22 protein-coding genes and 1 other RNA gene are annotated in these 23,231 nt (G+C 43.6%); 21 read left to right on the top strand and 2 right to left on the bottom strand.

The features are described from left to right. Nucleotides 1-13 precede the first annotated feature (13 nt). From eno to Q9R25_RS14890, 17 genes are all read left to right on the top strand, one after another. Nucleotides 14-1,306, top strand: coding sequence for a phosphopyruvate hydratase (eno, locus tag Q9R25_RS06855; RefSeq protein ID WP_012726908.1), 1,293 nt, complete (start codon nucleotides 14-16; stop codon nucleotides 1,304-1,306). Nucleotides 1,307-1,540: 234 nt separating this feature from the next. Then, nucleotides 1,541-2,338: a phosphotransferase enzyme family protein gene (locus Q9R25_RS06850; protein ID WP_012726907.1), complete on the top strand. Its 798-nt coding sequence runs from the start codon at nucleotides 1,541-1,543 to the stop codon at nucleotides 2,336-2,338. A 232-nt stretch (nucleotides 2,339-2,570) separates the two neighbouring features. Continuing rightward, complete coding sequence (gene galU, locus Q9R25_RS06845) at nucleotides 2,571-3,452, top strand: UTP--glucose-1-phosphate uridylyltransferase GalU (protein WP_159562631.1); 882 nt, start codon at nucleotides 2,571-2,573, stop codon at nucleotides 3,450-3,452. Nucleotides 3,453-3,473: 21 nt separating this feature from the next. Beyond that, nucleotides 3,474-4,682 (top strand): glycosyltransferase family 4 protein, encoded by a 1,209-nt coding sequence (locus Q9R25_RS06840; RefSeq protein WP_251031945.1) that lies wholly within the window; start codon nucleotides 3,474-3,476, stop codon nucleotides 4,680-4,682. Continuing rightward, entirely contained in the window at nucleotides 4,679-6,019 is a 1,341-nt protein-coding gene (locus tag Q9R25_RS06835; RefSeq protein WP_214690657.1) for a glycosyltransferase, read from the top strand. The genes Q9R25_RS06840 and Q9R25_RS06835 overlap by 4 nt, the downstream gene beginning before the upstream one ends. A 47-nt stretch (nucleotides 6,020-6,066) precedes the next feature. Next, a complete protein-coding gene (locus Q9R25_RS06830) occupies nucleotides 6,067-6,954 on the top strand; it encodes a YitT family protein (protein ID WP_012726903.1) in 888 nt (295 codons plus the stop codon). 73 nt (nucleotides 6,955-7,027) lie between these two features. Next, a complete protein-coding gene (gene secG / locus Q9R25_RS06825; protein ID WP_012726902.1) occupies nucleotides 7,028-7,252 on the top strand; it encodes a preprotein translocase subunit SecG in 225 nt (74 codons plus the stop codon). Between the two features lie 102 nt (nucleotides 7,253-7,354). After that, nucleotides 7,355-8,095 carry an alpha/beta hydrolase gene (locus Q9R25_RS06820; RefSeq protein ID WP_031422876.1) on the top strand — a complete coding sequence of 247 codons (741 nt, stop codon included), beginning with the start codon at nucleotides 7,355-7,357 and terminating at the stop codon, nucleotides 8,093-8,095. Nucleotides 8,096-8,110: 15 nt separating this feature from the next. Continuing rightward, nucleotides 8,111-10,516, top strand: coding sequence for a ribonuclease R (gene rnr / locus Q9R25_RS06815; RefSeq protein WP_214690658.1), 2,406 nt, complete (start codon nucleotides 8,111-8,113; stop codon nucleotides 10,514-10,516). Between the two features lie 54 nt (nucleotides 10,517-10,570). Further along, nucleotides 10,571-11,041, top strand: a complete 471-nt coding sequence (gene smpB / locus Q9R25_RS06810; protein WP_012726899.1) for an SsrA-binding protein SmpB — start codon at nucleotides 10,571-10,573, stop codon at nucleotides 11,039-11,041. A gap of 49 nt (nucleotides 11,042-11,090) precedes the next feature. Beyond that, nucleotides 11,091-11,446: a transfer-messenger RNA gene (gene ssrA, locus Q9R25_RS06805) on the top strand. A gap of 114 nt (nucleotides 11,447-11,560) precedes the next feature. Further along, complete coding sequence (locus Q9R25_RS06800) at nucleotides 11,561-11,704, top strand: hypothetical protein (protein ID WP_047795092.1); 144 nt, start codon at nucleotides 11,561-11,563, stop codon at nucleotides 11,702-11,704. 631 nt (nucleotides 11,705-12,335) lie between these two features. After that, nucleotides 12,336-13,595, top strand: a complete 1,260-nt coding sequence (locus tag Q9R25_RS06795; protein WP_311282951.1) for an MBL fold metallo-hydrolase — start codon at nucleotides 12,336-12,338, stop codon at nucleotides 13,593-13,595. A 29-nt stretch (nucleotides 13,596-13,624) separates the two neighbouring features. Continuing rightward, on the top strand, nucleotides 13,625-15,148 hold the full coding sequence (locus tag Q9R25_RS06790) for a Hachiman antiphage defense system protein HamA (protein WP_311282950.1): 1,524 nt from the start codon (nucleotides 13,625-13,627) through the stop codon (nucleotides 15,146-15,148). 16 nt (nucleotides 15,149-15,164) lie between these two features. Beyond that, on the top strand, nucleotides 15,165-17,702 hold the full coding sequence (locus tag Q9R25_RS06785; RefSeq protein ID WP_311282949.1) for a DEAD/DEAH box helicase: 2,538 nt from the start codon (nucleotides 15,165-15,167) through the stop codon (nucleotides 17,700-17,702). Nucleotides 17,703-17,918: 216 nt separating this feature from the next. Further along, the gene (locus tag Q9R25_RS06780; RefSeq protein WP_311282948.1) at nucleotides 17,919-18,578 is read left to right on the top strand and encodes an NAD(P)H-binding protein; all 660 of its coding nucleotides are present in this window, start codon (nucleotides 17,919-17,921) and stop codon (nucleotides 18,576-18,578) included. 426 nt (nucleotides 18,579-19,004) lie between these two features. After that, complete coding sequence (locus Q9R25_RS14890) at nucleotides 19,005-19,280, top strand: HNH endonuclease domain-containing protein (RefSeq protein WP_396136435.1); 276 nt, start codon at nucleotides 19,005-19,007, stop codon at nucleotides 19,278-19,280. A gap of 110 nt (nucleotides 19,281-19,390) precedes the next feature. On the opposite strand, the gene Q9R25_RS06775 is transcribed toward Q9R25_RS14890, so the two are convergent. Beyond that, on the bottom strand, nucleotides 19,391-19,756 hold the full coding sequence (locus Q9R25_RS06775) for a hypothetical protein (RefSeq protein ID WP_311282947.1): 366 nt from the start codon (nucleotides 19,754-19,756) through the stop codon (nucleotides 19,391-19,393). 135 nt (nucleotides 19,757-19,891) lie between these two features. On the opposite strand from Q9R25_RS06775, the gene Q9R25_RS06770 reads away from it, so the two are divergent. Next, nucleotides 19,892-20,323, top strand: a complete 432-nt coding sequence (locus Q9R25_RS06770) for a hypothetical protein (RefSeq protein ID WP_311282946.1) — start codon at nucleotides 19,892-19,894, stop codon at nucleotides 20,321-20,323. A 229-nt stretch (nucleotides 20,324-20,552) separates the two neighbouring features. Beyond that, complete coding sequence (locus Q9R25_RS06765) at nucleotides 20,553-20,888, top strand: hypothetical protein (protein WP_311282945.1); 336 nt, start codon at nucleotides 20,553-20,555, stop codon at nucleotides 20,886-20,888. Nucleotides 20,889-20,912: 24 nt separating this feature from the next. Here Q9R25_RS06765 and Q9R25_RS06760 read toward each other — a convergent pair whose 3' ends face one another. Further along, entirely contained in the window at nucleotides 20,913-21,932 is a 1,020-nt protein-coding gene (locus Q9R25_RS06760; protein WP_311282944.1) for a DUF418 domain-containing protein, read from the bottom strand. A gap of 151 nt (nucleotides 21,933-22,083) precedes the next feature. On the opposite strand from Q9R25_RS06760, the gene Q9R25_RS06755 reads away from it, so the two are divergent. Together Q9R25_RS06755 and Q9R25_RS06750 are read left to right on the top strand one after the other, a co-directional pair. Next, the gene (locus tag Q9R25_RS06755; RefSeq protein ID WP_311282943.1) at nucleotides 22,084-22,548 is read left to right on the top strand and encodes a GNAT family N-acetyltransferase; all 465 of its coding nucleotides are present in this window, start codon (nucleotides 22,084-22,086) and stop codon (nucleotides 22,546-22,548) included. Nucleotides 22,549-22,559: 11 nt separating this feature from the next. Next, nucleotides 22,560-23,207 carry a hypothetical protein gene (locus Q9R25_RS06750; protein WP_264092753.1) on the top strand — a complete coding sequence of 216 codons (648 nt, stop codon included), beginning with the start codon at nucleotides 22,560-22,562 and terminating at the stop codon, nucleotides 23,205-23,207. Nucleotides 23,208-23,231: the final 24 nt, after the last annotated feature.

Here is a 23,231-nt window from a genome sequence, read left to right as displayed (position 1 = left end):
GGAGCGATTTTTCATGTCAATGATTACAGAAATTTACGCACGCGAGATTTTAGATTCACGCGGTAACCCATCAGTAGAAGTAGAAGTCTTCACAGAAGACGGCGGTTTCGGCCGTGCCCTCGTCCCATCAGGCGCATCAACAGGTGAGCACGAAGCAGTTGAGCTTCGCGATGGCGACAAGTCACGTTACCTTGGTAAAGGTGTCTTGAAAGCAGTTGCGAACGTGAACGACACGATCGCACCAGAACTTATCGGCTACGATGTATTCGACCAAAACGCAATCGATGCGAAAATGATTGAACTCGATGGTACGCCAAACAAAGCGAAACTTGGTGCTAACGCAATCCTCGGTGTGTCAATGGCAGCAGCTCACGCAGCAGCAGATGAGCTCGGTCTCCCACTTTACACATACCTCGGTGGATTCAACGCGAAGACACTTCCAACACCAATGATGAACATCATCAACGGTGGTTCGCACGCGGACAACAACGTGGACTTCCAAGAGTTCATGATCATGCCTGTCGGCGCGCCAACATTCCGTGAAGCGCTCCGCATGGGTGCTGAAGTATTCCACGCCCTCAAATCAGTTCTTTCTGGTATGGGTCTTAACACAGCTGTCGGTGACGAAGGTGGTTTCGCACCAAACTTGAAGTCTAACGAAGAAGCGATCACAGTTATCCTTGAAGCGATCGAAAAAGCTGGTTACAAACCAGGTGAAGACGTCTACCTCGCAATGGACGTTGCATCTTCTGAGTTCTACGATAAATCAACTGGTAAATACGAACTCGCTGGCGAAGGCAAGTCACTCACAACTGCTGAGCTTGTAGACTTCTACGCTGAGCTCGTTGACAAGTACCCAATCCTCTCAATCGAAGATGGTTGTGACGAAAACGACTGGGATGGCCACAAGCTTCTCACAGATAAAATCGGACACAAAGTTCAACTCGTTGGGGATGACCTCTTCGTAACGAACACATCTAAACTTGCTGAAGGTATCGAAAAAGGAATCGCAAACTCGATCCTCATCAAAGTTAACCAAATCGGTACGCTCACAGAAACATTTGACGCGATCGAAATGGCTAAAAAAGCTGGTTACACAGCAGTTGTCTCACACCGTTCTGGTGAAACAGAAGACGCGACAATCGCAGACATCGCTGTTGCGACAAACGCTGGACAAATCAAAACTGGTTCACTTTCACGTACAGACCGTATCGCGAAATACAACCAACTTCTCCGCATCGAAGACATGCTCGGCGATGTAGCGAAATACGACGGTATCAAGTCGTTCTACAACCTCAAAAAATAATTGATTGTTTCAGGCTCGCCAATCGGCGGGCCTGTTTTTTTGTGTGTGGAATATCCGTTTAATCAACGGTGGAAAAGCTGATTGGTCGTCTATCCGTCTTTGCGGCACCGATGCTTTCCTGCAAGAGTCACGGTACCGCTTTGACGGACGCGAACGCTCTGTGTCGAACTTCTTAGTCATTGAGACCTCGTGTTGTATACTGAACGTGACTGATAAAAAGTAGGGGGAGATTGGATGGACCAATCGAATGAACAAGAAAAAAGGTTGAGTGGCGGGAACGTATCCATCGTTCATCGAAAAGGGAACTACGTCTATCGTTCGCAAAAAGTGGGGAGTGAACGCATCCATTGCTATTTAAAGCATTTGGAGGCGAAGCAACTGTCTGGCGTGCCACGCTTTGTCGGTATCGATGAAACAAGAAGAGAGGTGCTCACTTATATCGAGGGGGAGACGGCAGACTATCCTCTTAAATCCTATATGTGGGCTGATGAGGCGATTCAAGACGTCGCGCGCTTGATGAGACGACTGCATGATGCGTCAATCGATTTTGAATGGACATCCGAATGGGAGCCAATCGATCACACACCACAACCGTTAGAGGTCATCTGTCATAACGACTTCGCTGTCTACAATACAATTTTCCATGAAGGAAAAGTGGCAGGAATCATCGACTTTGATTTGGCTGCGCCAGGTCCGAGAGCTTGGGATATCGTCTATGCCCTTTATACGTTCGTTCCGCTCAGTCGTCGCCATCAAGCTGAAACAGGGGAAGTCATCTATTATGATGCCGATCGAGACGATGCGATCTATAAAGAGCGTGTATCGTTGTTTCTCGAAGCCTATGGTTGGGAGCAAGCGGAGGTCGACTTGTTCGATATGTTACAACGACGGATTGAAGCGCTCTGTCTCTTGATGAAACGAAAAGCTGCGGAAGGAGACGTCGCCTTCCAAAAGATGATTGACGAAGGACATTACGATCATTACCAAGAGGAACTTCGATTTATTCGAACGCATGGACAGAAGTGGTTCTGAAACAATCTGAAGCGGGAATATAGAAAATGAAGCATGAATGGGGAGGCGATTTTCGTGATGATGCTCGGATTTCTTTTCTTGGTATTGCTCATTGGATTCGGCATTTGGTACTATCTCAAATCGCACCGGAATGACGATTGGTCATGACAACATTGTCATGACCTCTCTTTTGTGTCAGTTTGCACAAAATTTGGGTATACTCTCTACATAACGAGTAAAGGAGCCCATGCTTATGACACGAGTACGTAAAGCCATCATCCCAGCCGCCGGTCTCGGCACCCGCTTCCTTCCTGCCACGAAAGCCATGCCAAAAGAAATGTTGCCGATTGTCAACAAGCCGACGATCCAGTTCATCGTCGAGGAAGCCGTCGCTTCAGGCATCGAGGACATCATCATCGTCACGGGGAAGAACAAACGGGCGATTGAAGACCATTTCGACCGTGCGCTCGAACTGGAACAGAACCTCGAATCGAAAGGGAAGACGCGCTTGCTCGAATCGGTCCGACATTCCTCGAATTTGGCGAACATTCACTACATACGCCAACAGGAGCCAAAAGGTCTCGGTCATGCGATTTGGTGCGCCCGGAAGTTTATCGGAGACGAGCCATTCGCCGTCTTGCTCGGGGACGATATTATCGAATCCGATGTGCCGGCAACGAAGCAGTTGATCGACCAATATGAGGCCCACGATCGTTCGATCATCGGGGTGCAGCGTGTCCCGTATGAAATGACGAACCGATATGGTATAATTGACCCGCTTGCCGTCGAAGGGAAGCTCATCCCGGTGCGGACGTTCGTGGAGAAACCGCCCATTGATGAGGCCCCGTCGAACTTCGCCATCCTCGGTCGCTACATCTTGAAACCGGACGTCTTTGAGGCGTTGTCGGGACAAGAGGCGGGAGCCGGGGGCGAGATTCAATTGACGGATGCGATCGCACGCTTGAATGAGGCGCAGACGGTCTTCGCCTACGAATTTGACGGTCGACGTTACGACGTCGGAGAGCCGATTGGGTTCGTCGAGACGACGATTTGCCACGCGCTCAGCGATCCTGATTTAAAAGATGACGTCCATGCCCTATTGAAACGGCTTGTGGACGAACTTGATCAACAGTAAGGTGTGTTATTTTTGAAAACAATGCTTATGGTGTGTCAAAACTATTATCCGGAAATCGGCAGTGCCGGCAACCGGATGCAAAACATTACGCATTTGATGAAGCAGCGCGGGTATGAAGTCGAGGTCATCACGGCCGCCCCTTCGTATCCGAGCTTTGATATGTATCAGGACGACCGCTTCTGGAACGACCGGGAGTTAAACGACCAACCGTTCATCAAGCGACTCATCACGAAGAAACGGAAACATACGTCTAACATGGTCAGTCGTCTTTTCCTATTCCTTGAACAGATGGTCAAAGGGATCCGGGAAGTCCGTAAGCTCGAATTGAAGCCAGACGTCGTCTTTGCGACGACCCCTTCTTTTTTTATGGCGTTTGTCGGTGCTTATGCGAAACGAAAGTATCGTGTCCCGTTCATCTTGGACGTCCGTGACCTTTGGCCAGAATCGGTGAAAGGTGTCGGCGTCTTCAAGTACGATTGGGTGCTCACGCCGGCTTTTTGGATGGAGAAACGACTGTATCGTGTCGCCGATGAAGTCATCATCAACTCGGAAGGGTTCCGCAGCTATCTTCGTCAGCGCGGTGTGCCGAACGAGAAGATTCACTACATGCCGAACTCGATCCGGGAAGCGGAGCGCACGCTCGAGCGGACGATCCCACCGGACGACCGGATGGAAATCTTATACGCCGGGAACATGGGTCTTGCCCAAGATGTGTCGTTGTTACTCGAACTCGCCGAGCGATTCCGGGACGAGCCACGGGTCCACTTCAAATTGATCGGCTACGGCTATCGGAAAGAAGAGTTGAAACAGACGATCAAAGACCGTGGCTTCCAAAACTTCTTGTTCCTCGAGGCGATGCCACGGACAGAGGCGTTTCAGGCAATTAAAAATGCGGACGTCGCATTCGTCAGTCTGATCGAGCAAGAAGTGTTTGATACGGTCATCCCTGGGAAACTCATCGACTATATGGCGGTCGGCAAACCGATTGTCGCAGCAGTGTCAGGCCATGCGGCGAATGTCATTGAAGCGGCGGAAGTCGGCTACGTGTCACGGAAACGTGACATCGATGAGATCGAGCGGATCCTACGGAAGCTCCTCGACCGACCGGATTTACGGGAGGCACTCGGGGCGAACGGGATTCGTTACGTCAAAGAGAATTTATGTTGGGAAGAGAATATCGACGTGTTAGATCAAGTCGTACAACAGTTAGTGATGGAGGAAACACGATGAAGTCAGTATGTATGTTTGTATGGAACCATTTTACGAATGATGCGCGCGTCCTTCGTGAGTGCTCGGCACTCGCCGAGGCAGGCTATGAAGTCGATTTGATCGCGCTTCAAGATCCGAAAAATAAAGAGCTTTCAAAAGAAGAGATGCGTCCGGAAGGCTTCCGCGTCATCCGCGTGAAGCGTCAACCTTCGATTCTCGTCAACGCGCTCAAGTTCGCGAAGAAGACGTATCAATGGGTGAGCGAGAAACGGACCCGCCAAATCGGTGCGGGACTCGTCGGTGCCGGGTTGTTCTTACTTGCGCCGTTCACGATGCTCGCGCTCGGAGCGGCCATCGGGACGGTCTTGTTGCCGCAAGTGCGTAAGCAAATCGTCAACGCGAGTGCGATGCTCGAGATGGTGTTCGCTTCGACGAAAAAATCGTATGACTTTTACCATGCGAACGATTTGAACACGCTCCCGCAGGCACTCCTTGCTGGAAAAGTGTTCAACAAAGGTCGGATCGTCTACGACTCGCACGAGGTACAGACGGACCGTACGGGTTACGGCTATATTCAAAGTAACCTCGAAGGCTGGCTCTTGCCGTTCGTCGATACGATGATGGTCGAGAACCATACGCGTGCAGCGCACAACGAAGAGTTGTACGGGTTCTATCCGTACGTGCTCCACAACTATCCGTTCTACCGTCCGCTCGACTTCTCGCTCCGCAAGGACTTGCATGCACTCCTCGATTTGCCGAAAGACGAGAAGATCCTCTTGTATCAAGGGGGCATTCAAGCGGGACGTGGTCTCGAACAGCTCGTGCTCGCGGCGAAAGACTTCAAAGAAGGCACGCTCGTCATGATCGGGGACGGGAAACTCAAACCGACGATCCAACAGTTGATCGAGACGGAAGGGGTCGGCAATCGCGTCAAGATGATTGACAAAGTACCGGTCGAAGCGTTACCTTACTATACGATGAATGCCTATTTAGGCTTCCAAGTATTGAACAACGTCTGCTTCAACCACTACTCGGCCTCGTCGAATAAATTGTTTGAGTATTTGATGGCCGAAGTACCGGTCGTCTCATGTGACTTCCCTGAAATCGAACGGGTCGTTGCGGGGAACGATGTCGGGGTGCTCGTCGATTCGCACGATCCACAATCGATCGCGGACGGCGTCAACCGGATGATTGAAGACCAAGCACTCTATGCGCGTGTCAAAGAGAACACGAAGACCGCGCGTGAGAAATATAACTGGGATTTGGAAAAAGAGGCACTCTTGAACGTCTACGCGAACGCCGCGGAGCGCAAGTTGCCGATTATGAAAGACGGTGCGCCAAAGCCAGTACAATCTTAAGACTGCGGCTTTTGCCGCGGTCTTTTTTCTATGGAGGGAGGACATTTATGAAACGTCAACAACAACATTTATTGCGCCAACAAGTATGGCGCAAGCTACAAACCATCTCGGTGAAGGACATCGCCTGGATTATCGCAGGCTCCTTCATTCTCTCGTTCGGGGTCAACTACTTCACCGTACCGAACGACTTCTCGGAAGGTGGTCTGCTCGGGGTCACGATTATCCTGTACTACGTATTCGGCTGGGACCTCGGGCTCACGTCGATCATCGGGAACGGGATTCTCTTTATCGTCGGCTATAAGCTGCTCGACCGTCGGACAATGGTCTATTCGGTCATCGCCGTCATCGCGACGTCATTCTTCCTCAGTCTGACACATGACTGGGGCAGCCCTGCCGAGGACAAACTGCTTGCGGCCGTCTATGCCGGAATCATGATCGGGGTCGGAATCGGCATGGTGCTCCGTGTCGGTGGGACGACCGGCGGGGGCGTCATCATCGCCCGTCTCATGGAACGCTATCTCCACTTGAGTGTCGCCGTATCGATGTTCATCATCGATGCGATCGTCGTCGCCACATCTGGCTTCTTCTTAGGAGAACAAGTCGTCCTCTATACGCTCATCGCCATTATCATCGGCTCGTGGGTCATCGATCTCGTCGCGGAAGGTCTCAACATCCGTAAAGCCGTCACGATCATCAGCGACAAGCAAGAAGAGCTCGCCGTCGTCTTGACGGAGACGCTCGGACGCTCGGCGACAATCATTCATGGACATGGCTACTATACGAAGCAGGATAAGAACATGTTGTATATGATCGTCGACAAACGTCAGATCGCACCACTCAAAAAAATCGTCCAAGTGACGGACGACCGTGCCTTCGTCGTCATCCACCAGGTGAAGGAAGTCATCGGGGAAGGATTCAGCTACCCGTCCCGATAATTTGAATGCTGGTGTTTTATTGATAACTTCTATATAATAAAAGGCGTGTAAATAGAAGGAGGAACTGACTACTATGCAAACGATCGCTACAATCAGCCTACTTGTCGTGGCTGTCTTATTGATTGTCGTCGTACTGCTCATGTCAGGTCGGTCGCAAGGTCTTGGAGCGATTGCAGGTGGCGCGGAGCAGTTGTTCGGACGCCAGAAAGCACGCGGCTTCGATGCTGTTTTGAACCGAACTGCAGCTGTACTAGGCACTTTGTTTTTCATTTTAGGATTACTAGTCGCATCATTATGATGATAAGGCTGATCGTTCTCGATTTTCACGTGAGGCGGTCAGCTTTTGTTTTTTCGATTTATTTTTTGGGAATAATGTAGATACGAGGAGATGACAGATAAAATGAAAGTGACAGCACCAAAACCGTTCTTCTTCGAGGGCGGAAAACGTGCCGTGTTGATGTTACATGGCTTCACTGGATCGAGCGCGGATGTCCGCATGCTCGGTCGCTTCCTTCAAAAAGAAGGATACACATGTATGGGACCGATCTATCGTGGTCATGCCGTCCCACCGGAAGAATTACTCCAATATGGACCGAAAGACTGGTGGGAAGACGTCTTGGACGCTTACCAGACGCTCGTCGACAAAGGTCATGAGGAGATTGTCGTCTGCGGACTCTCGTTAGGTGGCGTGATGTCGCTCCGTCTCGCCGAGGAGAAAGACGTCAAGGCGGTCATCCCGATGTGCGCACCGACGGGAATCGATGCCGAGGACCGCTTGTATAAAGGAGTCCAGGCATATGCCCGAGAATATAAGGGTAGAGAAGAAAAGTCGCCGGAACAGATCGAGCAGGAGATGGCAGAGTTCAAACCGATGCCAACATTGAAAGACCTCCGTGCCTTCGTCCGCGACACGGCGTCGAAGCTTGAGGACATCTTCGTCCCGACACTCGTCGTCCAAGGCGCCAAAGACAACATGATCGACCCGGAATCGGCGAATCAAATTTACGAGGCGGTCAACACGTTCCAAAAAGAGTTGCTCATCTATGAGAACTCGGGACACGTGATCACACTCGACAAAGAAAAAGAGAAACTGCACCAGGACGTGCTCGATTTTCTCGAAACGTTAGACTGGTCAGTCTAAGAAGGAGGTGTCACGTTGAATTTACGTGACCAATTACTAGAGATCTTACAGGCGAGCGAGAAACCGCTCTCTGTCGATCAACTGACCGAGCGATTACAGCTCGCGTCGACGGATGACTTTAAAGAGCTCATCCGCACATTGAATGCCCTCGAGGAAGAGGGCGCCATCGGCCGGACGCGGACGAACCGTTACGGGACGCTCGCCACGCTCGGACAAGTCGCGGGGATCATCTCGATTCACCAGCGCGGCTTCGGCTTCTTGTCGGTCGAAGGGGAAGCGGAAGATGTGTTCTTGCCGCCCGACCAACTGAAGGACGTCTACCATGGCGATACGATCCTCGTCAAAAAACGCGAGGACAACCGTGGCAAGACGGAAGGGATTTTATTGAAAGTACTGAAGCGCGGACTCTCTGAGTTCGTCGGGACGTATACGCTCCCGAGTGGTCGACTCGACCAGTTCGCCTTCATCGAGCCGGATGACAAACGCATCAACTTCTGGCCGGTCGTCAACCCGGACAAGTCACTCGGTGCCGTTGACGGACATAAAGTCGTCGTGCGCATCACGAAGTATCCGGACGGACGCTTCGCCGGTGCCTGTGACGTCGTCCGTATCATCGGGCATAAGAACGACCCTGGCGTCGATATCTTGTCGATCGTCTATAAGCACGGTATCCCGACGGAGTTCCCGGAGGACGTGATCGCTCAGGCGAACGCGGTGCCGGACGAGGCGGACGAGAAAGACTTCATCGGACGCGTCGACCTTCGTGACGAGACGATCTTCACGATTGACGGCGAAGATGCGAAAGACTTGGACGATGCCGTCCACGTCAAAAAACTTGATAACGGCAACTACGAGCTCGGTGTCCATATCGCTGACGTCTCGCATTACGTGAAAGAGGGCTCACCACTAGACGTTGAGGCGTTCGAACGTGGGACGAGTGTGTATCTCGTCGACCGCGTCATTCCGATGTTGCCGCACCGACTCTCGAATGGAATCTGTTCCCTCAACCCGCAAGTCAACCGCTTGACGCTCAGCTGCGTCATGGAGATTTCCCCGCAAAACGGGAAGGTCGTTCGCCATGATCTGTTCCCGAGTGTCATCAAGACGACGGAGCGGATGACGTATACGAACGTCCGTGAGATCATCGAACGTGATGACGAAGAGACGTTGAAAAAGTACGAACCGTTCATCGGTGAGTTCGACCTCATGGCCGAGCTCGCGGAAGTGCTTCGGAAACGTCGTAACTCGCGCGGTGCCATCAACTTCGATTTCGCTGAGGCGAAGGTTGTCGTCAACGAGGAAGGGAAGCCGGCAGATATCGTGCTTCGTCCACGTTCGGTCGCCGAGAAGTTGATCGAGGAGTTCATGCTCGCAGCCAACGAGACGGTTGCGGAACACTTCCACAAGATGGACGTGCCGTTCATCTATCGTGTCCACGATAATCCGAAACCGGACAAGCTCGACTTCTTCTTCGACTTTGTCGCAAACTTTGGCGTGCATATTGAACGCATCAAAGGGCAGACAGTCGAACCGAAGACGCTTCAAAAGATTTTGAAGGCGATCGACGGAGAACCGGAAGAGCCGGTCATCAGTACGATCATGCTTCGTTCGATGCAACAGGCGAAATATGACGACGTCTCGCTCGGTCACTTCGGACTTGCGACAGACTTCTATACGCACTTCACGTCACCGATCCGTCGTTATCCGGACTTGATCGTCCACCGTCTCATGCGCACGTACGTCTTCAACAACGATTTGTCGGAGAAGACGATCGCGAAGTACGAGGACCGTCTCGGGGCGATCGCCGAACAGGCATCGAAACGGGAACGTCGCTCGGTCGACGCAGAGCGCGAGACACAGGCGCTCAAGAAAGCCGAATACATGGAAGCCCATCTTGGTGAAGAGTTCGATGGTGTCGTCGCCGGCGTCACGAACTTCGGGATGTTCATCGAGCTTCCAAATACAATCGAAGGGCTTGTCCGTCTCCAGTCGATGGATGACTACTACCACTTCGACGAATCACAGCTCATGTTGCTCGGCGAGCGGACGAAACGTCAATTCCGCATCGGGGACGCCGTCCGTGTCAAAGTCGATGCCGTCAACTTAGACGAGCGGACGATCGACTTCACGGTCGTCGGCATGCCGAAACGGGAACAGTCAAGCCGTCGCCAACCGACGACGATCAAAGCGAAAGGCGGTCGTCCGAAGAAGGACGAGAAAGACCGTCGTGGCGGTCGCGGTCGGGACGACAAGAAGAAGCGCGGCAAACCAGGAAGACCTGGCAAGCCGGGCAAACCAGGTGAGAAACCGAAACGAGACGGGGAGAAGTCTTCCCAAGGCCGTTCGGCACTCGACCTGAAGAAGAAAGACAAGCACAAACGAAAAGGCGACGCCAAACGAGGTGCGAAGAAACGTCGCTGACGGGGAAGGGCTTGTCCCTTCCTCCGTATCTTGTAGATAAAGGACTGAATGTGTATGGCCAAGAAGAAAGATTCGAACGCACTCGCCCAAAACCGCAAGGCGTCCTTCGATTACGCGATCGAAGATACGATTGAGGCTGGCATGGTGCTCACAGGGACGGAAATCAAATCGGTCCGTCAATCGAAGATCAACATCGCGGATGCGTACGTCCGGTTCGACGGGGGCGAGGCGACGCTTCACAACTGTCATATCAGCCCGTTCGAACAGGGGAACCGCTTCAACCATGACCCACTCCGCGTCCGGAAGCTATTGTTGCATAAGAAGCAAATCAATCAGCTCATCGGAGCGTCAGGGCGTGACGGCTACACGATCATCCCGCTCAAGGTTTATATCAAGAACGGGTTCGCCAAGTGCCTGCTCGGCGTCGGAAAAGGGAAGAAGAAGTACGACAAACGAGAGGACTTGAAGAAGAAAGACGCGAAGCGTGACGTCGACCGTGCGATGCGCGATCGGCAAAAATACTGACAACGGATCCTAATTGTGGTATATTAAATGGAGTACCAATTACCACCTCGGGGACGTTATGGATTCGACGGGGGTAGGTCGGTCGTATGTGGCGTGTCGAGGGGTCGGCCTCGTTAAAACGCAAACGCCTATAACTGGCAAAACTAACACACAACTCGCAGCAGCCTAAGTGCCCTGCGGATCCTGACATCCATCGCTTGTGTGGATGACTTTCAGGGTCTCAAACTAAGCAAGCTACGCTTCAACCTCGCCGTCTGAGGGCGCGAAGAAGAGATGAAACAGACTGGATGCGACAACGCCTGTTTATCGGCAGTGTCACATCGAGATTCAATAGATAAACTACACACGTAGAAGCATACGTTACGATGCCTTCGGACGCGGGTTCGACTCCCGCCGTCTCCATTTTGAAGCAGTCTGTAAAGACTGCGATCAATGATTTTCATGAAGACCTTCTAATTTCATTGAGATTAGAGGGTCTTTGCTTTTGATTGAAGCCACAAAGAAAGGAAGGTGAAGTGCATGGGAAAATATCAATTAGACAAGAGAAGCAAAGTAGCTGCGGCGAAATATCAAGACGGGAAAAAGCCGACTGTTTCGAACAAGAAAGAACGATTGAACCAGCTTCGTGAAGCGTATTTGCAGAAGCAACAAGAGAAGAAGTGATCTGACGAAGGATTATACAGTTTAGCTGACTTCAGGTGTTCTGTTGTAAGAAGTCGAATGAAAAAAGGGGGTCATCCTTGCATATGTTATGCATAGGTGGTCCTCTTTTTAGTTCTCTTTTTGATAACATATTTGATTCTAAGCATAACTCCTCATAAAATTAATTCTTCGATTTTTGCTATTCCACAACTTATATTAATTCACAAGAATCGCATCACTTCCGTCTTAAACAAGTAGAATCTGTGCACAAAGAAGCTCTCGGTCATAATTTTTCTAAATCACATGAATTCGTTCGCGTTTTTATAGGTCGCATATCATCAGTTATCCAACTATATTCAGAAAAACGTCTTATATTGGTAGTGTCACATTGACACTTAATTGCTAAACCATACCCATAGAAGCATGTACTATCAATGTATTGAACTTATATCTTACCCCTTACTTTACTATTATTTTAATTTGTTAAATTCTTAAATCATTAAATATCTTAATTTACTTAATATGGGTGTTTTTTTAATACCAAATTAACCCTTCAGAATGATAGAATTGTAGATGGTTTACATATATTTAAAATAAATTATGGTTTAATAAATCTGAAATCAAAAAATATAAAATAATAAGGTGAATAATTATGAGCTTAGTTAATATAAAAATGTTTCCTGCCTCGTATGGTGATAGTTTTTTGGTAACCTGCTATGGAAAAGAGAAAACCCATATCTTGATTGATATGGGTTTCAAATCCACTTATGATAATTGTATAAAAAAGGAGATACAAAAGATTAACGAGTGCGGTGAAACAATATCTTTACTTGTTTTCACTCATATTGATGAAGATCACATACTAGGTGGGATAAAGTTCTTAGAAGAGAACAAAGATGAGAAAATAGTTAAAATACAAGAAATTTGGCACAACAGCCTTAAACACATTAAAAAAGACTATGGAATAAGTAAGATACAAGATACAAAACAAAAATCTTTACCTGCAGAAAAAGAAATTTCAAAAATAATAATGAAAGGACATGAGAAAGAAAGAGGAGTTAGAGAGATATCTGAGATAAGTTATTTACAGGGATCAACACTTTCAGGATTACTATACCAAAACGGTTATTCTAAAAAATGGAATAGTTCGTACAACCATCAAGCTATTGTGGTAGAACAATCTCCAAAAGGATTAAAGAGCATATTCATAAACGATAAAGTTAAAATTACACTTTTGTCACCAGATAATAAAGATTTAAATAATTTGTATCAAGTTTGGAATGAAGAAATTTGCAAGTGGAATGGAATGAATGAAATATCTGAAAATTTAGAGGACGAAGCTTTTGAAATTTATATATCTAGACAGATTGAACTTCGAAAAAAAAAACGGACTGTGAGTGGTGTTTCAGGAAAATTAAATAATATTGAGGAAGTTGCAAATCAGAATTTTGATGCTGATACTAGTCCGAAAAATGGTAGCTCAATTGCATTTATTTTAGAATACGAATCTAAAAAAATTCTTTTCTTGAGTGATTCGCATTCTGCGACAATTGAAAAAAACCTAAAGAAAATTCAAAGGTACCCTCATGAAAAATTATATTTTGATGCTATAAAAATTTCTCATCACGGTAGTAAACATAATACGAGCAAATCATTGTTGAATTTAATAGAATCAAAAAAATATTTAATTTCTACAAACGGTATGAAAAAAAATCATCCTGATTTTGAGACTTTTTGTAGAATTATTTCGAATGATAAAAATAAAAAGAAAAAAATATTTTTTAATTATAAGCCTAAAATTTATAGTGAAATAAATCTTGATGCTTTGAAAAAAGAATTTAATTACGAAATATTGTATACAAATGATCCTAAAGAAGGTACTTCATATGAGATTACAAATATTGAGATATAATATTTTCCTAGAATTGAGGTGTTTTCAACATGAGTGAGGTTTTATATCAAATTACTGGTAAATTAATTGGTCATAAACAAGCAACTGCATTTTTAGTTAGTTCAGAATTGGCTATCACTGCTAGGCATGCGGTTGAGGATGAGTGTGTTAGTGGTGCGAAAGTTAAATTAGAATTTTATAGCTTGAAAAACAGTGATTATACCAAGGAAATTTACGCTATAGTTAAGGCGGAAAATAAAAAATTTGATATTGCGATTCTTGAATTAAATGAGCCTGTTTTCATAGACACACTCCCTTTTCTTAATAGTAAAAAAATTAATTCAAAAGATAATTGGGAGTGTGTAGGCTATCCTCTCGATTGGGATTATGATTCAAAAGGCAGTAAATTTTGTTACATAAAAGGTGAGATTTATCAAAATTCTAGTTTTGATGAGACAACTAATTATGATTTACATTTGAGTGGGAAAAACATAAAACAAGAATGGGGAAGTCTTTATGGATTATCAGGAGCACCGATTCTTGTAGATGATGAAATCAGGGCTGTAGTATTAGCTCAGGAGTCTAGTATTATAGATTCACCTATCAAAGCTATCAGCATAAGTAAAATGGCTACTTTTCTTGAGAGCAATGGAGTGAAAGTAAATACAGCGTTTGGAGCAAAAACGAATCATATAAATGATAGACTTGCTACACATAAAAAAAATAATGAAGAATTATTTAATAAAGTTGAATTTGTTGGTAGCAATAAAAATCTAAATTTGTTGATTAATTCTTACCACATTAAATATGACGTTCAAGGGAAGCCAAAAACTAAACAGCTGGTAGAATATTTAGTATCTTCAATTTCAGATTATGCATTTAATTTAATAGACACCGAAGATATGAATAATGGCGTTATGAAGCCTCATGTCATTACAAAAAAAATGAGGCAAGCTTTTTCACATATACAATCTCAAGGTAAATTAGGATCACTTTTAGTTTGGATGTTGATTGAAGGAGTTTTTGGAGCTCCAAAAGGGATTAAGAGAATCAGCATCGAAAATGAAACTAGGAATTTTAATGATTTACATATAGGAATAAATAATGAGGGCCAATTAACTATATTTATAGGTGAGGGAAAATTAAACTCTGATTTTGAGACAGCTATAAATGATGCAATTGAAGCTGCAATATTTTGCATAGATATAAAACATGATGTTCTTATTATAGATGAACATTTTTATGATCAAATTGAGTCAGAAAATTTAAAAAAGCAATTAATAAGTTTAAAAAAATCAGGCACTGATTGGAATGAAATATTATTAGAGATGACTATTTTAACTGGATATGATTCAAATTTTTTAAAGAATGTTGAGAAAAAGGGGTTTTCCAAAGAAATTATCGAAAACATTATTTCTAAAAAATATATTGAAGAGTGTATATATAATGAAAAATTTATATATGAGAGGTTAAAAAAAAATAATTACTTAAAAGATATTAAAATAAATTGGTTTACACTTCCGTTTAATACTCTTGAAGATTTCGAAAGGATGTTTTTTGATGAAATTAACTAGGAGGATGGGATATTAGATGAGTTTGACACAAATATTAAATCAAGTAGATGAAAATAAAATTAAGGCTTCACTGAAAAAGTTAAAGATAATGCAAATTGAACAAGACTTGTTTTCTTCAACAAATAAATTTTTATCTAATGAGGAAATGAAAACATTGGCGGAAACCGCTAGTGTTTTAGCGCTCTCCTCTAATACGGCTGATAAATCATTAGCGTTAGAAATTGCAACTTCTTTACCCTCAGTTAGTTCAAATAAGGGAATATTTATAAGTTCTATTTTAACACTTAGAAAGCTTGGTAATTATCCAGCTATAAATTTACTTGAAACAAAAAATAAAATTTCGGAGTATAAGGAACTTTTATACGGAATATCTTATATTGAAGAATATATTATGGAAAGTTTAAATGAAAGAGATATCGTAAATAAAACTTATCTATTAACTAATTTTCAAAAAAAGATATATGATCTGTTTAATTTACATGATGGTCTTAGTATTTCAGCTCCCACATCTGCCGGAAAATCTTTTATACTAATGAAAAATCTAGTTGATTACATTAGTAAACAAAAATTAGGAAGCACTATTATTTATATAGTTCCCACTAGAGCATTAATAAATCAAGTTATGAATGATTTTTTCAAAGAAATTATTGAATTAGATTTGAAAGACATTTATATTGGTTGTTCTTCAGAAATTGATAGTATTATAAGTCAATCTCAGAGGTTGAATATATTAGTATTAACTCAAGAACGGTTATTTCAACTGTGTACCAAAGAAAAGGTTAAGTTATTAAATGTTAAGTTTATTGTTATTGATGAAGCGCATAATATTCAGAGTGGTGGAAGGGGCATACTATTAGAAAGCGCATTAAAAAATATTCAAACCATTTTTCCAGATGCAAAGTTACTGTTTTCAAGTCCTTTAGTGAGCAATCCCGAAAAATTTCTCGACATATTTAAAGTGAAAAATAGCAAATTCGAAAAAAATGATCTTCCTCTTGTGAATCAAAATATGATAAATGTTGTAAAAAAACCTAAAGAATTACAAGTTAGGATGATGTATAACAATGAAAATATAGAAATTAGTAAAATTCCTTTTAATATAAAAAAAAATAATAGGGCAACTATATTAGCAAATGTAGCTTTGAAATTATGGAATAATCACACATCTATTATTTACTCAAGTGAACCAATGATATCGGCAAACGTAGCACGCGAATTAATCGAGAGTAAAGAATTCAAAGTGTTAAATAATGAAAAACTAGATGAATTTGCAGATTTTATTGAAGAGTACATTTCAAAACATTATGAATTAGCTTATTTTATTCGATGTGGTATAGCATTTCATTTTGGTGCTTTACCCCCAATAATTCGTTCCGGAATTGAGGAATTATTTAAGTCCGGTGAATTAAAAATTGTGTGTTGTACTTCTACTTTATTAGAAGGTGTAAACATGCCTGCGAAAAACATTTTTTTGTATCAACCTGAATCAGGACGAAAACCATTAGTCAAGCTTAATTTTTGGAACCTAGTGGGTCGGGCGGGAAGAATGGGAAATGATTTTTCTGGAAATATATTCTTCATAGATATTGAAAAGTGGAAAGTCAACCCTTTAAACGATGAACGATCTTTTCCAGTGATTTCTTCATCTGAAGCGAAACTTGTTAATCATGCAGAAAGTTTTAAGGCTTACATAAACGATAGAAACAAACCATCTGGATTAGATGATTATAGTGAACAGTTAGTTTCTATGGTAATAAGCGATAGAATCAGAGGAAGTAAACTAGAAAATTCAATATATTTAACTGCTGATAATGAGAAGGATTTAATTGAAATTGATACTATTACTGAAAAAATAATTGAAGATTTTATTCCCCCACAATCACTTTTAAAAAATATACAAGGTGTGATGCCAGAGAGAATAAATGATTTATGGAATCATTTTCAATTAAATAAAGAAGAATATGATAAGTTTATCCCTAAATACCCTGTTCGTTTGTATGATACAGGATATGATAGATTTAAAGAAATAGTAAGTTTAATTAACATTTTCTTTATGAATGATACTAGATGGAATGATAGGTATCAAACAAAAATATCAATTGTTTCCACTAAATGGATGACTGAAGATTCTTTATCAAATATTGTTTTTCAAGGCAATGCAGTTAATTATCGAGGCAAAGAATTAACTAGTTATGTTAAAAATGAGATGGAATTTTTAAATAATACTATTAGATTTAAAATGGTTAAATACTTTCAAGTGTACCTCGATGTTTTAAAAGCTTTTCTAATTTCAATTAATAAAAATTTAGAAGCAGAAAAATTATTAAAATTGTCTTCGTTTTTAGAATTCGGTGCTTCTTCTATCGCTGCGTTGGAATTTATGTCATTAGGCATTCCAAGAGAAGCAGCATTGAAATTGTCCAAAAAAATACCAATGAAACAAGAAGAGTCATCTATTTACTATCAGAAGTGGTTAAAAGAATTTGATGTTACATCTCTAGACATTCCAAGATACTTGCAAAAGCAACTTTTACAGATTCAATATACCCTATGAGTCGGTCATTAATTTGAAAAATTATTATTGTAAGAACAGCAAGGTTTTTAAAGGTGATATGTAGATAAGTTTGATTGTAATTTTAGGATTTCGATTTACATCGTTTTCTTTAATTTATTGCTAATCAATTAGGCAGACTCTAAATACTCAGACTAATTTATCTTTTCGAAAAGATCGGTAAATTACTTCTATGCGTATATTAGGAGAGTGACCATTATGCGGAAAACGATTGTCATTGCGGGGGCGAACGGCTATATCGGCTCGAACGTGATGGAGCAGCTGAAGGAAGAGTATGACATCATCGCGTTATCACGATCGACGAAGAATAAAGAAGATGAGGCCCATATCACGTGGCGTGCCTGTGATTTGTTTTCATATGAGGCAACAAAAGAAGCATGTGAGGGCGCGGATTACGCGATGTTCCTCGTACACTCGATGATTCCGGATGGCGGCTTGACACAGGCGACGTTTGAGGACATGGACGCGCTCATTGCCGATAACTTTGCCCGGGCGACGAAGGCGAACGATATCGAGCAAATCGTCTATTTGAGTGGGATCATCCCGAAACAAGAGAAGACGTTGTCGCGTCATTTGAAGAGTCGACTCGAGGTCGAACGCATCCTCGGTGGTCAGGGCGTGCCGGTGACGACGATACGGGCGGGACTCATCATTGGTCCGGAAGGTTCATCGTTCCCGATTTTAGCGAAGCTCGTCAAACGGTTGCCGACGATGATCTTGCCACGCTGGACGAAGACGGAGACACATCCAATCGACATCCGTGAAGCCGTTCAGGCGCTCATCTCGGTCGTCGGTGCCGAGTCGCTTTATGACCGTCATATCGACATCGGGGGTCCCGAGGTGATGACGTACCTGTAGATGGTCGAGCAAACGGCCGAAGTCATGGACAAGCTTCTCGAGTTTAGACACTTACCGGAGTCGGATGAAAAAACTCATCGACATCCATGAGTTCGTACCGATCCTTCCGTAATGGTTCTATACGAAGACGTAGGCGAAAGCCCATCTCGTCGTCATATGGTTGTTCGGTCGTCATGTGAAGTTGCTAGTAAAAGACGCGGAAGACGGCAATCAAGTCGTGGATTCAATTCGTTCATTCGTACGTTGTATTTTTTGAAAATACAAACGTGTTCTCATGAACGTGACAAACTATCAGTTAGCTGTTTTTTTAGAAAAGTACAATTCCCAAGATGTGATGGAACGAATTTTGAGCAAATTGGAGTTGGTGTCTGTCCGCCAATCGCTTGAGGAGTTTAAACAAATTTTATTAAGTCAGGGGCACTCAATGTGCTTCTATTGCCTAAAGCCTACGTGGATCATTTCATTCCTTGGTCTTATATGCAAAATGATGTCTTATGGAATTTTGTGCTGTCATGCCCGACATGTAATACGAGTAAAAATAATCGATTAGCGAATATCGATTATCTCTACAATTTGGTAGAACGAAATCATGAACTGCGTACGGCAGAACACATGTCTACATACAAAGAATCAAAACTCATTCATTTGTATCACTATGCCGTTCAAAATGGCTATGAAAACAATTGGGCTCCGAAGGCATGAAAAGAGTCGAACCTAATTAAACAGGTTCGACTTTTGTTTTAGTATTCACTATAGTTGAACAGCATAGACATCAGCACATCACTTTTAACTTTCACTTGAATATTTGTATGTTAGTTTCTAATACTCAGTTCTTTAGTTCTTAAAATTGTTATGATACTCATCGAGCTAATCCCGACCCCAAGCAATGCTATAATCGCTGTAAACATACCGTTTGGAATCATAAAACCAATAGGCAACATTCCTAAAAAAGATATAGCGATTACTCCCTGGTATGCAATGTTTAGATATGAAATAATGGGATTTGAAAAGAACGACATGATGAGTGGTGGAATAAATAATACGACATCAATTCCTAGCGACATAAATAATGTCATTTGTATCTCCGGTGTCATTTCACCCAATCGATTGATTTGTAAAGTAATAATAAATAGAGCTAACCCCATCATCAATAGTACCCATAAGATTTTTTTGATCATTTAAAGTCCCCCTTCGATTTTTAGTTTTAACATTTAAACCCATTATATCCAAAATTAATCTTTATAAGTGCACAAATGCTTCATTACCATAATCCATGGAGAAAAAGAAATAAGTAATGCGTAGGTGAATAAACAGTGTCAAATAATTTAGAAACTTTAATTGTGTCAGGCCGGTTTAAAGAAGTAAAAGACATCTATCAAACTACTGATTTTGAAACATTTAAAAACGACCTATTAACTTTGGCGTATGATAATGAAAATCTGTCGAATTACTCCGTACTCGTCTATCTGTTATTGGAAACGGAGAACGATAAATTACATGATTTGGCTTTTCAAGTCCTATCACAGCCCCTTTGTCACATTGAAGGAGCTTATGCCTCTTCCTTATACCATGCCCAAAGAGCCGTGGATTTGACCGACGGTGCAGATGTGAAACGTTTAGAGAACCTGTTATTTCTGAATATCGTCCCAGAAAAGATTGTAAGTGATGAACAAGCAAAGTCCATCGCGAAAAAAATTCTTGTTCTAGATCCGACAAATGAAGTTGCTAAAGACACATTATATTAAACCTAGAAAATCATTCGTTCGCTTAGATCAAGGGTTTTCTTTAGTTCGTGTCACTGAATAAGGGAATAAGCAACTAGTCTCATCTAATTCACTCAAGCCATCAATTGTATGAAAGACAATCTGCACACCATTTTCATCTCTACATTTCTCGACTGAATAAATCAAAAGGATATCCTCCTGATTTTGAATACGTATGCAGAATCTAACCTTAAACCTGGGGGGCGAATGAATGAAAAGGATTTGTGATTGTGAAAATTTGAAAAGAATTACTATAGAGGCGGATGTGGGGGCGGACCCGACATGGTGTGCGACCTGTCGATACAATATAGAATTGAATGAGTTTACGATTTCTGACCAATTGAAGCGTGATTTCTATGAATGGGTTAGTCGATTCGGAGAATGGATTGACTGGGACACGGATGCACTTGCTAAAGGATGGGAAATCAAGGTGGAGCAACATAATCGTGAAGGAGACTTACTTTCGGAGCGTTTTCAAGAAGCGCTTGGTGAAGCATATAAAATTGAATTCACTCCTGCAAACACAATTGAGAAAGAACACTTTTGACAGCTGTCCTTCCTCAACATTACATTATTTTGACGATAGGATACCTTGTCCGAAGCGAGAGTACGTCCCAAGCCGCCATACCTTTTCCATCGGTCCGTATGTGAAACGGCGAAGCCATACCATACTGAATACGATCAATACGGTGTTGATGACGATTGCCCATAGTCCTGTTTCAATCGTTGTGAACGTCTGTCCGAATGTAGCAACAGTCACCATAAGTGCAGTCTGAAGCAAGTAATTCGTCAACGCCATACGACCAAACGCTTGAAGTGGGGCGAACCAGGAACGTGTCGTCCGTAGTTGACTCATGTTGACAAGGATGGTGATATAGAATGAAGCTAAAAAGGGAGCTGACCAATTCGAATAGTCGAGCATACGGATATATGCTTGAATTTCTTCATTAGTCGGGGTGTAGCCGACATTGAAATACGATAAGCTTGGTAAATTCGTATATTGTAGCCAGACAAATCCGGCGGATAAAATACCGGTAACGACCAGTCCGACCTGCCAACGTACCCGGTGCGTATGGACGTGACGAAACACCTCATACTGCCCCGCTGCAAGCCCGAGCAAGATGAGAGCAAGCGGCATTAACAGTTTCGTGCCGGTATAAGCGAGTACAGCTAGTCCGATCAGACCTAGAATCAAATTAACTGACCGAGGAAGACGGTATGCGAACAGGAGGAGCAGCCCGCTCACGGCATAAATCGTTAGCGCCTCCCCCGGCTGAAATTGCATATGAATCAAGCCGAAGCCGAGTAAGAGGAGCAATCGTTTCGTAAATAAAACGTATGCGCGATCTCCACGTTCTATTGCTCGGTGGATAAAGAGATAGAACCCGACGCCAAACAAAAATGAGAAGATCATAAAGAACTTCCCGTCGATGAAGATGTGAAGGGCGTATATATAGTAATGTTCCATGACGGTGTGTGGGTCGCTCGGACGTAATAAACTGAGAATGTTCATAAAAACAATCCCGAATAAGGCGAAGCCTCGTAGTGTATCGAGGACATTGATTCGTTCATGTGATGGTGTGGCTTTCATATAGATGTCTCCTTTCAATTTCCTCTTCCGAGTATGAAGGGAGCACCTTACATATAATCTGCGGCAACCTTACAAAATCCTGAACTTCACTAGAAACAGTGATTCCAAAAATTGTATGTTACACTAAGGGAAAACGATTAGGGGTAAACAGATGACCATTCATTTTGCCAGAATGACGGGACCAGAAATCGCGAATTATGTGACTTGGTTGATTGACGATTATGAAAAAGATGTCGCGCGCAACTATCAACTTCCGATGGTGTTGGCACAAGAGGAATCGACTCAATGGATTCGGAATCTTTTCCCAGACAATCAACCCGGGGAAGGGCAGACGATTGTTCATGTGATGAACGGAGATATTCGTGTCGGAATTTTGTGGTATGCGTTTCAAGCTGAATCGAAACGCATCTTCATTTATCACATTTTGATTGAAGAGACCTACCGTGGGCAAGGGTATGCGACAGCAGTGTTTGAGAAACTTGAAAGAGTTGCCTCAGAAGAACTTGGCGCAACATCCATTGGACTAAGTGTATTCGGTACGAATCCAGACGCACAGCGATTATATAAACGACTCGGATTCCAAGAAGCGTCCATCGCCATGAACAAACAGTTATGAGAGGAGTCGACATGAAACGTTACTTGAAGTGGCTTTTGGCCGGATTTGGTGTGATTGTGATTGGGGTGGCGGGGTTGGTATTTGCCTTTTATCGGTCGATGCAACCAGATCCCGATGAGGAAGCAAAAGTGATGAAGATGGCTGAATCATATGTACTCGAGCGATTCAAAGATGCTGAAGTGACAGAAGACGTATTATTCGACAACATGGGAAACTTTCCGTTTGAGTATGCGGCGATTGTGGTGGATTCGGTGACGGGAACGGAATTTTATGTTTACGAGAATGAATCGACCGGAGAAATCGTTGATACGTTTCTCTCATCCAAATGGGAAGATGCGGTCACAGAGGCGATTGAAGATTCGATTGATACGGCGTTTGGTGCAGACGTCACCTATGTCGTCCTATATGACGAAGAAAGTATCCGACAACTCGATGTCTCCTCGGCAAATCCAATCGCCTATCAGACAGCCGACGTTTCGCCGACAATCATATTGACGCTTCATCGGGAGCCGGAAGCCGATGACGAAGAGCGCGTTCGGACGTGGATGTCTGCGTTACAAGAGAACGACATCCTGAAGCGAGCCGAGATTCGTGTTGACTATACCGCTAAAAACGGAGAACTTCTTGATGATGGTACTGGTTTAGATTTATCGTTTTAAAAAAGAATCCCACTCTCCAATCGG

The sequence above is a fragment of the Exiguobacterium sp. BG5(2022) genome (genome assembly GCF_031844365.1).
GTDB lineage: Bacteria > Bacillota > Bacilli > Exiguobacteriales > Exiguobacteriaceae > Exiguobacterium > Exiguobacterium profundum.
The sequence above is the reverse complement of the archived record's forward strand: the minus strand, read 5'-3'. Positions and strand labels throughout refer to the sequence as shown.

Bases quoted from the DNA above. Each gene is read 5' to 3' on its own strand.
- Q9R25_RS06820 (WP_031422876.1), top strand. From the start codon at position 7,355: ATGAAAGTGACAGCACCAAAACCGTTCTTCTTCGAGGGCGGAAAACGT.
- Q9R25_RS06800 (WP_047795092.1), top strand. From the start codon at position 11,561: ATGGGAAAATATCAATTAGACAAGAGAAGCAAAGTAGCTGCGGCGAAA.
- Q9R25_RS06785 (WP_311282949.1), top strand. From the start codon at position 15,165: ATGAGTTTGACACAAATATTAAATCAAGTAGATGAAAATAAAATTAAG.
- Q9R25_RS06830 (WP_012726903.1), top strand. From the start codon at position 6,067: ATGAAACGTCAACAACAACATTTATTGCGCCAACAAGTATGGCGCAAG.
- Q9R25_RS06775 (WP_311282947.1), bottom strand. From the start codon at position 19,756: ATGATCAAAAAAATCTTATGGGTACTATTGATGATGGGGTTAGCTCTA.
- Q9R25_RS06750 (WP_264092753.1), top strand. From the start codon at position 22,560: ATGAAACGTTACTTGAAGTGGCTTTTGGCCGGATTTGGTGTGATTGTG.
- smpB (WP_012726899.1), top strand. From the start codon at position 10,571: ATGGCCAAGAAGAAAGATTCGAACGCACTCGCCCAAAACCGCAAGGCG.
- galU (WP_159562631.1), top strand. From the start codon at position 2,571: ATGACACGAGTACGTAAAGCCATCATCCCAGCCGCCGGTCTCGGCACC.
- Q9R25_RS06760 (WP_311282944.1), bottom strand. From the start codon at position 21,932: ATGAAAGCCACACCATCACATGAACGAATCAATGTCCTCGATACACTA.
- Q9R25_RS06795 (WP_311282951.1), top strand. From the start codon at position 12,336: ATGAGCTTAGTTAATATAAAAATGTTTCCTGCCTCGTATGGTGATAGT.
- eno (WP_012726908.1), top strand. From the start codon at position 14: ATGTCAATGATTACAGAAATTTACGCACGCGAGATTTTAGATTCACGC.
- Q9R25_RS06790 (WP_311282950.1), top strand. From the start codon at position 13,625: ATGAGTGAGGTTTTATATCAAATTACTGGTAAATTAATTGGTCATAAA.
- Q9R25_RS06835 (WP_214690657.1), top strand. From the start codon at position 4,679: ATGAAGTCAGTATGTATGTTTGTATGGAACCATTTTACGAATGATGCG.
- Q9R25_RS06780 (WP_311282948.1), top strand. From the start codon at position 17,919: ATGCGGAAAACGATTGTCATTGCGGGGGCGAACGGCTATATCGGCTCG.
- secG (WP_012726902.1), top strand. From the start codon at position 7,028: ATGCAAACGATCGCTACAATCAGCCTACTTGTCGTGGCTGTCTTATTG.
- Q9R25_RS06850 (WP_012726907.1), top strand. From the start codon at position 1,541: ATGGACCAATCGAATGAACAAGAAAAAAGGTTGAGTGGCGGGAACGTA.
- Q9R25_RS06840 (WP_251031945.1), top strand. From the start codon at position 3,474: ATGCTTATGGTGTGTCAAAACTATTATCCGGAAATCGGCAGTGCCGGC.
- Q9R25_RS06765 (WP_311282945.1), top strand. From the start codon at position 20,553: ATGAAAAGGATTTGTGATTGTGAAAATTTGAAAAGAATTACTATAGAG.
- Q9R25_RS06755 (WP_311282943.1), top strand. From the start codon at position 22,084: ATGACCATTCATTTTGCCAGAATGACGGGACCAGAAATCGCGAATTAT.